At 41.6% G+C, this 15,279-nt stretch carries 13 protein-coding genes and 1 other RNA gene; 3 read left to right on the top strand and 11 right to left on the bottom strand.

All coding sequences use genetic code 11. The features are described from left to right. Nucleotides 1-15: 15 nt before the first annotated feature. From ffs to DXC23_RS12005, 4 genes are all read right to left on the bottom strand, one after another. Nucleotides 16-114, bottom strand: an RNA gene (ffs, locus tag DXC23_RS12020) — signal recognition particle sRNA small type. 154 nt (nt 115-268) lie between these two features. After that, nucleotides 269-898 (bottom strand): formate/nitrite transporter family protein, encoded by a 630-nt coding sequence (locus tag DXC23_RS12015; protein ID WP_117706747.1) that lies wholly within the window; start codon nt 896-898, stop codon nt 269-271. Between the two features lie 102 nt (nt 899-1,000). Continuing rightward, nucleotides 1,001-2,005: a GGGtGRT protein gene (locus tag DXC23_RS12010; RefSeq protein WP_022235207.1), complete on the bottom strand. Its 1,005-nt coding sequence runs from the start codon at nt 2,003-2,005 to the stop codon at nt 1,001-1,003. Between the two features lie 20 nt (nt 2,006-2,025). Further along, nucleotides 2,026-2,718 (bottom strand): hypothetical protein, encoded by a 693-nt coding sequence (locus DXC23_RS12005; protein ID WP_117706745.1) that lies wholly within the window; start codon nt 2,716-2,718, stop codon nt 2,026-2,028. Between the two features lie 337 nt (nt 2,719-3,055). Between DXC23_RS12005 and DXC23_RS12000 the strand changes: the two genes are divergently transcribed. The 3 genes from DXC23_RS12000 (at nt 3,056) to DXC23_RS11990 (ending at nt 5,638) form a co-directional block, all read left to right on the top strand. Then, nucleotides 3,056-3,877: a hypothetical protein gene (locus DXC23_RS12000; RefSeq protein WP_117706743.1), complete on the top strand. Its 822-nt coding sequence runs from the start codon at nt 3,056-3,058 to the stop codon at nt 3,875-3,877. Nucleotides 3,878-3,948: 71 nt separating this feature from the next. Then, nucleotides 3,949-4,959, top strand: a complete 1,011-nt coding sequence (locus tag DXC23_RS11995) for a stage V sporulation protein AD (RefSeq protein WP_117706742.1) — start codon at nt 3,949-3,951, stop codon at nt 4,957-4,959. A 148-nt stretch (nt 4,960-5,107) separates the two neighbouring features. Further along, nucleotides 5,108-5,638 (top strand): phosphatase PAP2 family protein, encoded by a 531-nt coding sequence (locus DXC23_RS11990; RefSeq protein WP_117706740.1) that lies wholly within the window; start codon nt 5,108-5,110, stop codon nt 5,636-5,638. Nucleotides 5,639-5,693: 55 nt separating this feature from the next. Here the strand turns inward: DXC23_RS11990 and DXC23_RS11985 are convergent, their stop codons facing one another. The 7 genes from DXC23_RS11985 to DXC23_RS11955 form a co-directional block, all read right to left on the bottom strand. Beyond that, nucleotides 5,694-6,140, bottom strand: a complete 447-nt coding sequence (locus DXC23_RS11985) for a hypothetical protein (RefSeq protein ID WP_242997517.1) — start codon at nt 6,138-6,140, stop codon at nt 5,694-5,696. A gap of 483 nt (nt 6,141-6,623) precedes the next feature. Next, nucleotides 6,624-7,049, bottom strand: a complete 426-nt coding sequence (ruvX, locus tag DXC23_RS11980; RefSeq protein ID WP_117706736.1) for a Holliday junction resolvase RuvX — start codon at nt 7,047-7,049, stop codon at nt 6,624-6,626. Between the two features lie 50 nt (nt 7,050-7,099). Next, entirely contained in the window at nt 7,100-7,765 is a 666-nt protein-coding gene (locus tag DXC23_RS11975; RefSeq protein ID WP_117706734.1) for a TrkA family potassium uptake protein, read from the bottom strand. A 12-nt stretch (nt 7,766-7,777) separates the two neighbouring features. After that, nucleotides 7,778-9,121 (bottom strand): TrkH family potassium uptake protein, encoded by a 1,344-nt coding sequence (locus DXC23_RS11970; protein ID WP_117706732.1) that lies wholly within the window; start codon nt 9,119-9,121, stop codon nt 7,778-7,780. Nucleotides 9,122-9,228: 107 nt separating this feature from the next. Continuing rightward, a complete protein-coding gene (locus DXC23_RS11965) occupies nt 9,229-10,623 on the bottom strand; it encodes an NCS2 family permease (RefSeq protein WP_117706730.1) in 1,395 nt (464 codons plus the stop codon). 292 nt (nt 10,624-10,915) lie between these two features. Continuing rightward, nucleotides 10,916-13,789, bottom strand: a complete 2,874-nt coding sequence (secA, locus tag DXC23_RS11960) for a preprotein translocase subunit SecA (protein ID WP_117706728.1) — start codon at nt 13,787-13,789, stop codon at nt 10,916-10,918. A 31-nt stretch (nt 13,790-13,820) separates the two neighbouring features. Further along, on the bottom strand, nt 13,821-15,218 hold the full coding sequence (locus DXC23_RS11955; RefSeq protein WP_117706726.1) for a penicillin-binding transpeptidase domain-containing protein: 1,398 nt from the start codon (nt 15,216-15,218) through the stop codon (nt 13,821-13,823). Nucleotides 15,219-15,279: the final 61 nt, after the last annotated feature.

Below are 15,279 nucleotides of genomic sequence, written 5' to 3'. Positions count from 1 at the left end.
GTCATGCAAATAAGTGAACGACAGACTTACTGCATCGCATCGGCAATACTGCTTAATGCTGCTCGGTTCCCCGCCTGACATGATTCACAGACCCCAATCGTACAGGGCCTGCCGCTCACTTAATTGCATGCATATGGCTTGCAATTACTTTGTAATTATAGCATAAAATTTTATCAAAATCAATACCTTTTTAATAAAAATGCAAAAGGTCGGCAATTTATACAACTGCCGACCGAATATTTTTACATATAAATGTTATATTCAAATTTTATTTTTTAACTTTTTCCTTATACATTACAGTAAATGCTCTGAAAATAACAGAACCGACTCCGTTTGCAACCGATACTATTAATATGTAAACAAACATCTGCGCAACCTGTTCAAGTGATGACGCTGCATAAGAAAAATAGCAAATATCTGCAATACTATGCTCGAAGCCTGCAAATATAAAAGCAGGAATACCGAGAAAAATACCGAGATATTTACCCAGCGGACTGCTGTTTGTGCTGTAATTTTCAACAACAATATACATAATCATACCGCAAAAAATGCCGAGAATGAATGTCTGCAAAAAGTTCTGCGAAAGTTTGTTTTCTGCAATTACCTTTGCCGCCTCAGTGTACTTTGGACTTGCAAATCTGAGCGGAACTGTTGTTATAAGACAACCGACAAGGTTGCCGAGCCAAATCATAAGACAATTCGGATTATTTTTTGTAGGGATAACATATCCGATTTTACCTGTAAAAAGATTAAAGCCGAATGCGCATATACCAAAAAGTCCCAGACAGAACAAAATTGAACCGAATACCTTGTTTTCTGACGAAATAAAAGCCGTAACGCCCAAGCCGATCATTACGCCGGCAGGTACAGACTTTAAAAATGTGTTCCAATTACTCATATTATAACCCCTTGTTATATACTTTGTATAAATCCGAACTCAAAACGAGAGGTCACAGAAAAAACTCTGCGACCTCCCTAATTGCATTAACCGAAAGGTAATTTATTTATTTAAACCCTCGTAAACTGCAACTGCACATGCAACTGTTGCGCCTACCATTGGGTTGTTACCCATACCGATAAGACCCATCATCTCAACGTGAGCAGGAACTGAAGATGAACCTGCAAACTGAGCGTCACCATGCATTCTGCCCATTGAGTCTGTAAGACCGTATGAAGCAGGGCCTGCACCCATATTATCCGGGTGAAGTGTACGACCTGTGCCGCCGCCTGAAGCAACTGAGAAATACTTAACGCCGTTCTCGATAGCCCACTTCTTGTATGTACCTGCAACAAGGTGCTGGAAACGAGTTGGGTTAGTTGAGTTACCTGTAATAGATACGCCAACATTCTCATGCTGCATGATAGCAACGCCTTCACGAACATCGTCTGCACCGTAGCAGCGAACAGCAGCTCTCTCGCCGTCTGAGAAAGCTCTCTCTTCAACGATCTTGAGCTCTGATGTGAAGTAATCAAACTGAGTCTTTACATATGTAAAGCCGTTGATTCTCGAAATGATGTAAGCTGCATCCTTGCCAAGACCGTTAAGAATAACCTTAAGTGGCTCTTTTCTTGCCTTGTTAGCGTTACGAGCAATACCGATTGCGCCTTCAGCGGCAGCAAAGCTCTCGTGACCTGCGAGGAATGCAAAGCACTTTGTTTCATCTCTGAGGAGCATTGCGCCGAGGTTACCGTGACCACGACCAACATTTCTCTGCTCAGCAACTGAACCCGGGATACAGAAAGCCTCAAGACCGATACCGATGCACTCGGCAGCCTCTGCTGCTGTCTTAACACCCTTCTTAATAGCTACTGCACAACCAAGTGTGTAAGCCCAACCTGCATTTTCAAATGCGATTGGCTGAACGCCCTTAACGATGTCATAAGCGTCAAAACCCTTGCTGTTGCAAAGCTCTCTTGCCTCTTCAAGACTTGCAATACCGTATTCGGCAAGGCACTTCTCAATTTTAGGCATTCTTCTTTCCATACTTTCAAATGTAACTGCCATTATAGTGTCCTCCTACCGAATTATTCTTCACGAGGGTCAATGTACTTAGCCGCATTATCAAAACGACCGTACTGACCGATGTTGTTTTTGTAAGCTTCGTTTGGCTCTACACCGTGACGAATGTCCTCGAGCATTTTGCCGAGCTTTACGAACTGATAGCCACAAACCTCGTCGTTCTCATCAAGAGCTGTCTTGATTACATAGCCTTCAGCCATTTCCATATAACGAACGCCCTTAGCGTTTGTGCTGTACATTGTACCAACCTGTGAACGGAGTCCCTTACCGAGGTCCTCAAGACCTGCGCCGATTGGAAGACCACCCTCTGAGAAAGCTGTCTGGCTTCTGCCGTAAACGAGCTGCTCAAAAATGTTTTTCATAGCTGTGTTGATAGCATCACAAACAAGGTCAGTATTAAGGCACTCGAGTAATGTTTTGTTAGGGAGAATTTCAGCAGCCATAGCAGCTGAGTGAGTCATACCTGAACAACCAATTGTTTCTACAAGAGCCTCTTCTACGATACCGTCTTTAACATTAAGTGTGAGCTTGCAAGCACCCTGCTGAGGTGCGCACCAGCCAATACCGTGTGAAAGACCTGAAATATCCTTAATATCATAGGATTTTACCCACTTACCCTCTTCAGGAATAGGTGCAGGACCGTGTTTTGGACCTTTTGCGACAGTGCACATCTTTTCTACTTCATTTGAATAAATCATGTGTACTTCTCCTTTCGATTATTGTTGAGCCTCTACACTCATACACATTTATTATAATGCGAAATAACGCATTTTTCAAGCATTTTTTACAAATTTTATCCTGCTTTTAATTTGTATATTTTGGATATATGTGTGGCATACTCAACAAAAAAGCACCTGTGCAAAGCAAAGCAATAGTCAAAATTTACTCTGTTATATCAAAAATTTTCACTGGAAATTTTAAAAATATTGCAATTTTAACATAAGTATAAAATATAGTTGAAATAATCAATAAATTATGCTATAATTTATAGTACGAGCGTGTACTCGCACAAAATAATAAAAAAGGCTGATGAGGATGAAAAAATTTTTCGAAAATAAGCTAAATACCGTACTTACCGTTATTCTCGGAGTGCTGATATTCACACTTTTGGGTCACACTGTAATATCTGCGCTTACGCCGCAAACCAAAAGACCTGCCGTATCCACTTCGGATGTGGCACTGAAAAATCGCATAAATCCTAATATTTCAAAGATTGCAACAGCTGATACGGCAACAAGTGAGCCTACCGAAGCTCCTACAACAAAGCCTGCCGCTACTCAGAAAGCAACAACAAAACCCACAAGCAAGCCAACAACAGCGCCGACAACCAAACCAAAGGCTACAAAGGCGTCTACCAAGGCAACAACACAAAAGGCTACTGTTCAGTTTGCAACAGCCATTCCCGTTGCCGAGCCTGCCGACTACAACGAACAGTGGAATGCAGGATATCTTGTAGCCATTGATAATCCCGATAAATCCTACCAATGCGGACAGGTTACTTTAAACGATGCCGACAGAGATTTGCTTGAGCGACTTTGCATGGGCGAATTTGGTTCGGGCGGATTTGTAGGTGCGTCACTTATTGCCCAGTCGGTAAAGGACGCAATGTGCTTTGACGGATTTTCAAGTGTAGCCGAAATCATTAAAGAATATCACTACACAGGCAGTACGGATATTCCTGCCAACGATTCATGCAAGCAGGCAGTAAGCTATATTTTTGATCAAAACCACGATGCGGTTCAGCACAGAATACTTTATATGTATAATCCTTTGCTTGTTGACAGCGAATTTCACGAAAGCCAAAACTATATTCTCACTTATGAAGATGTAAGATTCTTTGACCGTTGGGGATATTGATTTTTCACTCATCATCTTAATTAAATATTTTACTCCCTTTTGCAGATAATAGTGCAGAAGGGAGTTTTTTTATGATACGAAGAATAGGAGGACACACTCTCGGCTTTGAAGAAATGCCGACTATAATCGGATATGCCTCTGTGGCAGGCAAAAAAGAGAGTGAAGGCCCGCTTGGAAAAGGCTTTGACAAAATTATTTATGACAGCTACAACGGCAAAAGCACCTATGAGCAGGCGGAAAGCACATTGCAGTTTACAGCGGTTGAAACCGCTATGCAAAAAGCTGATGTAAAAGCTGAGGACATCGACTATATTTTTGCAGGCGATTTGCTTAATCAGTGCATATCCTCAAGCTTTGGACTGCGTGACCTTAATATTGCTTATCTCGGGCAATACGGCGCTTGCTCTACCATGGCGCAGGGATTGCTGATGACAGCCGTATTTGTTGAAAGCAAGGCGGCAAATATCGCTGCGTGCGTGACCTCTTCACATTTTGCATCAGCTGAGCGACAGTATCGCTTTCCGCTTGAATACGGCGGAGTTCGCACACCTACCGCACAATGGACAGTTACGGGTTCGGGGTGCTGCATTGTAAGCAACGCAAAAAAAGGCGCTTGCATAGCAAGGGCAACAGCCGGAAAAATAGTTGACCTCGGCGTAACCGACGCAAACAATATGGGCGCTGCCATGGCGCCTGCCGCCGCACAAACATTCATTGATTATTTTAACGACACAAACACAAAGCCGTCTGATTATGACGCTGTTTTTACAGGAGATTTAGGTTTGGTGGGCAGTCGCTCGCTGTATGACTTACTTAGCCTTGAAAACATTGACCTTGAGCCAAAGCACTATGACTGCGGTATGATGATTTTTGATTTAGAAGGGCAAGATGTGCACGCAGGCGGTTCGGGGTGCGGATGTGCAGGCTCGGTGTTTTGCTCTGAAATTCTAAATTCCGTAAACAGCGGAAAATACAACAATATACTTTTTATGGCAACAGGTGCGCTGATGAGTCCGACATCGGCAGGACAGGGTGAGAGTATCCCCTCTGTTGCACATTTGCTCAACATAAAATTAAGATAAATTTTATAAAAGCTCTGTTCAAATCAAAACTCTTGTGATATAATAAAGATGTGTAACGATATTGTTCAGCAGTTGGTAATTATTTGCTACTAATATTAACAGCTTTTGGAAATTTAGCAATATCAGCGTTGATTAGGAGTTTTGTTATATGTTCGGACGCATTCAAACAGTTGACAACAAAGTTCTATATAATATCAGCAGAATGCACAAGCCTGCTTTAACCAAGATTATGGTGGCATCTTCAAGGCTGGGCAATGCCGGCTTTGTATGGTGGGCGATCTGCATACCGTTCTTTGTTGTACCGGAGTGGAGAAAAACAGGCTTTAACTTTGTTTTCGCCCTCTGCCTTGCTCACCTTATGGGCGAAATCATTATTAAGCATCTTGTAAAGAGGACACGCCCTTGTCATCTTCTTGAGGACGAGGAGCAGATTATAAACAGACCGAGGTTCTACTCGTTCCCGTCAGGTCACACTACGGCATCATTTGCATTTGCCACAACGGCGCTGTTAAGATGTCAGCCTGCGGCTTGCCTGCCAATTCTTATGCTTGCATTCTTAATTGGCTTTTCAAGAATTTATCTGAGAGTTCATTATCTTACAGATGTAGTCTGCGGTATGTTACTCGGCTCAACCTGCGGTGTTATCTCGGTAATTCTTTTCAACAACATTTTTGTTTAACCAATAAAAAATCGGCACTCTTTGAGTTAATTCTCAAGGAGTGCTTTTTGTTTTGCTATTTTAATTTTAAGTCGGCATTTTTAACGCTTATTAATATATGACAGGGTGCAAAAATCAGTGACATAATAATTAAAGGTACATTCAACAGCATTACTGCGCAAAACAGAAAAAGTACAGACGGAATTACCGAGAGTGCTACCGCCCTGAATAAGCAATTTCTTCTGAAAAATATTACCCATACAAGGCAGTAAGCTGTAACAAGCACTGTGCATACTATTATATATACAGCTAATGCGTTGTCGAACCAAAATCCAATGTAAGTATATGGTATGTTAAATATCATTAGGCCAAAACAACCAAATCTGCCGATTTGCTCAAGTGTTTCCACAATTTTGTTATGCCATAGATTTTCAAATCCATTTTGTATTTTTATGGCAAATACTATATTCGGTATCATTATTAGGGCAATTATTATTAAGCCGTATATGTTAAACCAACCCATTATAATTTCACTCGTTTCTAATGTAAAATTACATGCTTTTTTCTTAAAAATTTTTTCGCTCGGTTCGTCAGAATAATGTCAAAAATTTTAGCTTAAATTTTTATCTTTGCACTTTGCCAAATACAACATATGGTGTTCATAAGCAGACATAAGTTCTTTATCTGCCATTGCTGATTTCAACACTGATTTTATTTGACTTTTTTAGTCCCCCACATATGAATTAATCGCATAAATTTTTTGTTTAATTTTATTACTTGACACTAAAATAATACTATTTGTAATCAATTTCTTTTAACATTCAACTATTAACATTGATGTTGAAAACTTCTGCATTAATTGTTGAATTGTTACATTTCTGTAAAGTATTGGGTGTTACTTGTAAGAGGGCTGTAATTTCAACGGTGTTTTAACATCTGTTTTCACACTTTCCACATAGTTTTCAACATTTATGTTAAAAGATGTGTTAAATACAATTTGTATAATTCACAAATTTCTGTTGTTTTTTCTTTTATCAAGATAATTCTGTAAAATGATAGTTGCGGCAACTTCGTCCACAACATTTTTCCTTTTTTTGCCCCTTGTATTGGTATCGTTCAAAAAGTTGTGTGCGGTAATGGTAGTACCTCTTTCGTCCTGCAAATCCACCTGCAAACCTGTTTCTGTATGAAGTCGCTCGGCAAAGGCTCTTGCATTCTGCGCACTTTCGCCCTCACTGCCGTCCATATTCTTAGGAAGTCCCACAACTACTATTTCAGCCTTTAAATTCACAACGGTTTCTTTCACTTTTTCAAAAAGTTTTTCGGGTGACTTTTCAAAAATTACCGTGTGCGGCGAGGCTAAAAACTCCGTCTTATCGCAAACTGCTATACCTGTTCTTGCTTTTCCCAAATCAACTGCCGCTATTATCATATTAACATCCTTTCAAAAAAGGGAACCCTGCCGAGTTCCCCCTATTCATATTATCGTAACGGTCTTTTTACATTCGATGCAACCTTGAACACATCACTTGATTTGCCAAGCACTACAAGGTGGTCGTTTTCATCAAAGACATAATCGCCGCCAAGGTTCAGATTAAGTTCATTATCATTTTTTACCGCAATAATATTAATGTTATGTTTGCGGCGAACATCAACATCCTCTACCTTTTTTCCAATCCACGATGATACAACGGGAATTTCAAAGATAGAATACTCCGATGTAAGTTCAATATAATCAAAAATATTGTCTGCATTGTATCTTACCGCAAGGTTTTCGGCAATCTCTTTGCTGGGGTATACAACCTCGTCAGCGCCTATTTTCTTTAAAAATTCAACCTGTCTTGACCTTTTAGCCTTTGCAATTACATACTTTGCACCGAGTTCCTTTAAAATGGAAGTAATTTCGAGAGAGGCATAAAAATCCTCACCGATTGTCACAAAGCAATAATCAAAAGTATTAACTCCTATAGATTTCAAAATTCCGTCTGTCGAGCAATCACCGCAAAAAGCATCGCTGAATTCAGGTGAAAGCTCCTGTATGAGTTCCTCGTCCTTGTCTGCAATCATTACTTCATTGCCGAGGTCCTGCATTTTTCGTGCAAGATAAATACCCATTGTTCCCATTCCGATTACAAGTACCGACTTCATAAATATTTCTCCTTAACCGATTAATATCTGTTCTGTAGGGCGCTTTACAGGTGCTTCGGGTTTTCTTTGTCCAAACACAAGCACAAGCGAAAGTCCGCCGATTCGTCCGCCATACATCATTATCATTAATATTATTTTTGAAATTGCCGAGATTTGGTTTGTTATGCCTTTTGACACTCCTACTGTGCCTGCCGCCGAGGCGGTTTCAAACAATACCTGCGACATGCCCAATCCCTCTACGCTGCAAATAATCATTGACGAAAGCATAACCGCAAAGAGATAAATCAAAATAATTACCGCCGACTGCTTAACCACATCAGACGCAATTCTGCGCTTAAAAGTGTTTATATCGTCACCGCCTTTCGCCATTGCAAATACCGCAATCACAACCACCGCTATTGTAGTTGTTTTCAGACCGCCCGCCGTTGAACCCGGGCAGCCGCCTATAAGCATAAGAATAAGCGAAAGCAATGTGCCGGAATCCGAGAGATTTGAAAGGTCAATTGTATTAAAACCTGCCGTTCTCGTGGTTACCGACATAAACATAGCGTTTACAATTTTTTGCGGAACAGTCTTGTCGGCAAGCTCGCCGTTGTATTCAAAAATAAAAAAGCCAAGTCCGCCTGCGACAAGCAAAATTGCCGTTGCAACAAGAACTATTTTAGTATGAAGCAAATATTTAGAAAAATGAAATTTATTTTTTAAAATGTCATTCCACACAATAAAGCCGATACCGCCGATTACAATAAGCGACATTATAATTATGTTTACATAGTAATCATTTGTATAGTAAGTCAGCGAAGAATACGGTTGGCGAAATCCCATAAGGTCAAAGCCTGCGTTGCAAAAAGCAGAAATGGCGTGGAAACAGCTATAATATATTCCCTTTAACATTCCCATTTGCGGACAAAAGCGGAATGCGAGCAATACTGCTCCTATTCCCTCAAATATAAAAGTACCTCCGACTATTTTCTTAACGAGTTTTAAAGTACCGTCAATCTGAGTATTTCCCGATGACTGCATCATCATTTTGCGCTCACGCATATTGATTTTTTTGCGCAGAAATATGGAAACCATTGTAATTATGGTCATAAGTCCAAGACCGCCGATCTGAATCATTGCCAAAATAACAAGCTGTCCGAAAATTGTCCAATGAGTAAATGTATCAAATACAACCAATCCCGTAACGCAGGTTGCACTTACCGATGTGAAAAGTGAATCAATAAAATTTGTCCATTCCCCTGTTTTCGAGGAAATCGGCAGGCACAAAAGGAAAGTTCCAATCAGTATTACAGGAATAAAGCTCAGCGCTATTATTCTTGTGTAGCCGAGCTTAGATATTAACTTGCTTATCATTAAGCATTCACCGCCTTAAATTCTATTGTAACATATTATATAACAATTCACAACAATAAAATGCCCCTGCAAGCATTTTTGCAGGAGCATAAATTCAAAATAAATAATTAAGACGCAATATGAAGTATAAGCGTTACGATTCTGATTGCAAAGAGAGCAGCTGCAACCCACATAACAGGGTGAATCTGCTTGATTTTGCCTGTAACGATCTTGAGAACAACCCAAGAAATGATACCGAACATAATACCTGTTGCGATTGAATATGCAAATGGCATCATAATAATTGCAAGGAAACCGCCAACTGTATCGGCAATGTCAGACTCAAAGTCCATCTGAGTGATGTTTTTGAGCATTAAAAGACCAACGAATACAAGAGCCGGAGCTGTTGCAAATGATGGAATTGCAAGGAAAATAGGATAAAGCGGAATTGCGATAATGAAGAGAACACCTGAGGTCAAAGCTGTAAGACCTGTTCTGCCGCCCTCTGCAACACCTGTGGTTGACTCAACATAAGAAGTTACAGTTGAAGTACCAAGGCAAGCACCTACGCAAGTACCTACGGCGTCAGCCATCAAAGCCTTGCCAACTCGTGGGAGTTCGCCTTTTTCGTTAAGAAGGTTGCCCTGCTGAGCAACACCGATGAGTGTACCTACTGTATCGAAAAGATCTACAAAGAGGAATGCAAATACGATAACAGCGAAGTTTACTACATTCTGAGCCACATAAGCAAAGTCAAACTTAAACAAAGTTTCTGTTGCCATATTCTGAACAGGAGCGAACGCCATATAATTTGAGAAATCAGGAAGAAGTGATGTGCCCTGATACCAGCCGCAAAGCTGAGCAATAATACCTAAAATATAAGTAACGATGATGCCGATAAGGATTGAACCCTTAACCTTGAAGTGCCACAAAGCGGCAACTACAAGAATACCTACAATAGCAAGTACAACATTTGCAGAGCCTAAATCGCCAAGAGTTACGAGTGTAGATGACTGAACAGCTGTACCGTCATAGTAAGCATCGGAAACGATAACGCCTGCACCCTTTAAACCTACAATTGTAATGAAAAGACCGATACCTGCCGAAATACCGAGTTTTAAGTTCTTAGGTACTTTATTAACAAGTGTTTCACGGAATTTGAAAAGTGAAAGGATAATAAAGATAATACCTTCAACAAGGATTGCTGTAAGAGCAACCTGCCATGGATTTGTAATACCCTGTGCTGCAAGCTGTGGAACTACTGTGTATGCAAAGTAAGCATTAAGTCCCATACCTGATGCAAGAGCGACAGGATAGTTAGCAAAAAATGCCATAATAAGTGTTGCAAATGCTGCCGACACCGCTGTTGCGGCAAAGACCGCACTTGAGTCCATTCCTGCGGCACTGAGCATACTTGGGTTTACGGCAAGTATGTAAGCCATTGCAAGGAATGTGGTAACGCCGGCAACAACTTCTGTTTTTACCGTGGTACCGTTTTCTTTGAGTTTAAATAGTTTTTCCACTTAGAAAACCCCTTCATTAAATTTTTTATACAAAAGCCAAAAGGCTATTGTTTACCGCATTAATACTAAAAGTATGACATCTTTCGAGCAAAAAGTCAATGCTTTTGCGATTGGAAAATTTTTTTTGTAGGATACTATAAAATATTCCGTTAATTTTTTAACATTAACACAATAACATATTAATATGATAATTTAATATACTGTATTTCACAAAAATTTTTATCAGATTATGGGCAGCAAAAAATTCCGACCCTTGCAGATCGGAATTTTTATTTTAGCTGATTTTTAAAAATTATAAATCCTTACCGCAGCACTTCTTGTACTTTTTGCCGCTGCCGCATGGGCACGGATCATTTCTGCCAACCTTTTTGCCTTTACGGATTGTCTTATTGGCAGTGTCTGTACCGTCACCGGAAGTTTCTACCGGCTGAGCAACCTGCTCACGCTTTAAAGCAACTTCAATAGGGCTTTCCTGCGGCTCTTCGTCCTCGCCGTTATTAAGTACAACCTGATGTGCAGCCTGAGCCTGCTTTAATGCCATACGCTTTGCAGCCTCGATAGCGTCCTGACGCTTTTTAACCTCATATACTTTTTTAGGCATAATAAGCATCATCTTTACTGTATCTTCTCTGATGCTCTCGATCATCTCGTCAAACATATCAAAGCCTTCAATACGGTACTCAACAACAGGGTCGTGCTGACCGTATGAACGGAGTCTGATACCTGACTTGAGCTGATCCATATTATCAATGTGATCCATCCAGTGTGTATCAACATTCTTGAGGAGATATACACGCTCCATTTCACGAATTGTTTCGGCAGGTAAAAGCTCCTCGTTCTCTTTATAGATAGCTGTTGCATCTTCAATAAGCATATTCTTGATGTCTTCAGGCTCCATATCTTCGAGGTCTTCCAGATCGAAGTCATAGCGGCTCTCATCCCTGATAAGCCAATCCTTGTAGTAGTCCTTAAGGCTCTGGAGATTCCAATGTTCACGAGGTCCTTCAGGGAGATACTGCTTAACGCTTGTTGCGATTGTATCCTCAATCATCTTGTAGATTGTATCGTGTAAATCCTCGCCGTTAAGCACCTGATCACGCTGACCGTAGATAATTTCTCTCTGCTTGTTAAGAACATCGTCGTACTGGAGTACATCTTTACGGATACCAAAGTTACGGAGTTCGATTTTCTCCTGCGAGCTGTCTATGATATTTGAAATCAACTTAGCATCAATCGGAGTGTCCTCTTCAACATTAAGTCGTTCCATAACCATCTTCATTCTGTCACCGCCGAACAAACGCATAAGATCGTCCTCGGTAGAAAGGAAGAACTTACTTACACCGGGGTCACCCTGACGACCTGCACGGCCCTTAAGCTGGTTATCAATTCGTCTTGATTCGTGGCGCTCTGTACCGATAATGTAAAGACCGCCTACTTCTCTTACCTTTTCAGCCTCTTCCTTGATTTCTTCTTTATATTTTGAGTTAAGCTCATCAAATGTCTTTCTTGCGTTGAGGATTTCCTCGTTGTCTGTTTCAGCATGACCTGTTGATTCCTCAATAAGCTCATCTGTAAAGCCCTGCTTACGCATAGATGCCTTAGCCATAAACTCAGCGTTACCGCCAAGGATAATATCGGTACCACGACCTGCCATATTTGTTGCGATTGTAACCGCACCGAGCTTACCTGCCTGTGCTACGATTTCAGCCTCTTTTTCGTGCTGTTTTGCGTTGAGCACATTGTGCTTGATGCCACGCTTTTTAAGCATTCTTGAAAGCTCTTCCGACTTTTCGATAGAAATTGTACCAACGAGTACAGGCTGACCCTTTTCGTGAGCCTCCACAACCTGATCGATTACATTCTTAAACTTGCCCTTTTCTGTCTTAAATACTGCATCGGGGAGATCTTTTCTCTGAACAGGCTTGTTTGTAGGAATTTCCACAACATCAAGCTTGTAGATTTCCTGGAACTCCTCAGCCTCTGTCTGGGCAGTACCTGTCATACCCGAAAGCTTTTTGTAAAGGCGGAAGTAGTTTTGGAATGTGATTGTAGCAAGAGTTTTGCTCTCGTTCTGAATCTTAACGCCCTCTTTTGCCTCGATTGCCTGATGCAAGCCCTCGTTAAAGCGTCTGCCGTACATAAAACGACCTGTAAATTCATCAACGATGATAACCTCGCCGTCCTTAACAACATAGTCAACATCGAGCTTCATAATGCCATGAGCCTTGATAGCCTGATTAACATGGTGCTGAATTGTAAGGTTTTCAGGGTCTGTAAGGTTTTCAATGCCAAAAAATTCCTCGGCTTTCTTAACACCGTTCTGTGTAAGTGTTGCGGTTTTCTGCTTTTCGTCTACTACATAGTCAATGTTGTTTTCCTTGTAGTAATCCTCCATATCCTCTTTAGAGTCAAGCTCCTCAAAGCGCTGAACCTTTAATGTTCTTGCAAACTTGTCAGCCTTTGCATATAAATCGGTAGACTTGTCGCCCTTACCTGAAATAATAAGAGGTGTTCTTGCCTCATCAATGAGGATTGAGTCAACCTCATCGACAATAGCGTAAGCGTGACCACGCTGTACCTTCTGCTCCTTGTAAACAACCATATTGTCACGAAGGTAGTCAAATCCGAGTTCGTTGTTTGTACCGTATGTAATGTCAGCGGCATAAGCCTTTTTTCTGCCGTCATTGTCAAGTGAGTGAACGATAAGACCTGTGCTGAGTCCGAGGTATCTGTAAAGTTTGCCCATCCACTCGGAGTCACGGCGAGCAAGGTAATCGTTGACTGTTACGATGTGTACGCCCTCGCCTGTAAGACCGTTGAGGTAAGCAGGAAGTGTAGCCACCAAAGTTTTACCTTCACCTGTTTTCATCTCGGCGATTCTGCCCTGATGAAGTACAATACCACCGATAATCTGAACAGGGTAATGTTTCATACCAAGCACACGCCATGCGCCCTCTCGGCATACAGCAAACGCATCGGGTAAGATGTCATCTGTGGTTTCGCCGTTTGCAAGACGCTCTTTGAGAACAGCAGTCTGATTTTTGAGTTCGCTTTCGCTCATAGCCGCATACTTGTCCTCAAGTGCAAGCACCTTATCGCAAATCGGCTGAATTCGCTTTAATTCTTTTTTACTGTAATTGCCAAACAAGGCTTTGAGAATATTCATATATTAATGTCCTTTCGGTATAAATTCTATTTTACTGAACAGCGGCTGCGCCAAGTGACTTTGCCGCCTGTATCATTGCCGCCTCAACAACCGGGCCCGCATAGGTAAAGCCAAAGCCGGAATCCTCTACAACGCAGGCAAACGCAAGCGGACAATCCTCGTCCTTTGCATAGCCTACCATCCAGCCGTTAGGGCCTTTATCCTCGCCTACCTCGGCAGTACCTGTCTTTGCGCACACTGTAAGTCCGCCAAACAGGTCATCGCCATAGTAATCGGTCATTGTAAAGCGCATCATATCGTCGAGTGCCGCCGCTGTACTGCCGCTGAAAAGCTCGTTTGTGCTGTCTGAGCCGCCAAGTCCGAGCACTCCAAGAATTGAACCGTCCTTTATCATATACGGTTCTTTTGTTTTGCCGCCGTTTGCGATAGCTCCGCAAATAACAGCCATCTGCATTGGGTTTACCTTGTCATTGTACTGACCGACGCCCGACCAACCGAGCTGGTTGGTGTTTGCATCGCTTACATCGTAATTTCCCTTTGCGGTTTCGTTGTCGTCAACCTTAAAGCTGCTGTTTATGCCGGCTTTATTTGCGGTGGCAGTCATTTTTTCTTCGCCGAGTTCAACCGCAAGCTCTGCATATACAATGTTGCACGAATGTGACATTGCCTCTTTAAAATTGATTGTACCATGCGCCTCAACACAGGTTACATCACTTCCGCCGATATCTTCTTTTCCCGAGCAATACCATGTGCGGTCATAAATATCAGGAAGATTTTCGATAGCGCAGGCTGAAGTAATTATCTTAAAAATTGAACCGGGCGCATAGGTTGAAGAAATTGTGTTGTCAAGATACACACCATCGTAGTCTTTTTCGTTTTCCTCGGTAATTTCGGGAGGCGCTTCCGGATCGTAAGCCTTTGTACTTACGGAACAGATGACCTCACCCGTTTTGTAGTTATATACAACGCAAGCACCGTCTTTGCCGTAGCCTGACAACACATCATAGGCCGCTGCGCAGGTGTCTGCGTCTACTGTCAGATTAATGTCATTGCCCTTTCTGAGCGAATCGGGCATATTCAGTCCCCAAATAAGATTATATCCGATAAGCTGGGAACGGTATCTGCTCTGTAAAGCAGTAGAAATATTAGAAGAATTATCGCCTATTGTGTGCAAAAGCGAAGTTCTGACGCTTTGGTTTTCATTATAAACTCTTTTTCCGTCAACACTTTGAGCAAGAATATTGCCGTTGCGGTCATAAATTGTACCTGCCTTTGCAAGTCCGTCAGTTCCTGCGATGTGGTAGTTATAGTGCTGATCTACCCAATCGCCCGAATTTGCAACGAGCTTGTAGGCGAAAAAGCCCATACCGCCGATAAAGGCTACCGTAACCGCAAATATAAGCGTACTTCTCCGTAATACTCTTTTCATTCAAACACCGTCCTTTCTCTGATTTATTCAGAGGGTACTGCAAAGCAATACCTCATTCGGT

The sequence above is a fragment of the Eubacterium sp. OM08-24 genome, assembly GCF_003438075.1.
Lineage (GTDB): Bacteria > Bacillota > Clostridia > Oscillospirales > Acutalibacteraceae > Ruminococcoides.
Note: the sequence above shows the minus strand (reverse complement) of the source record. Positions and strands in the feature narration are given on the sequence as shown.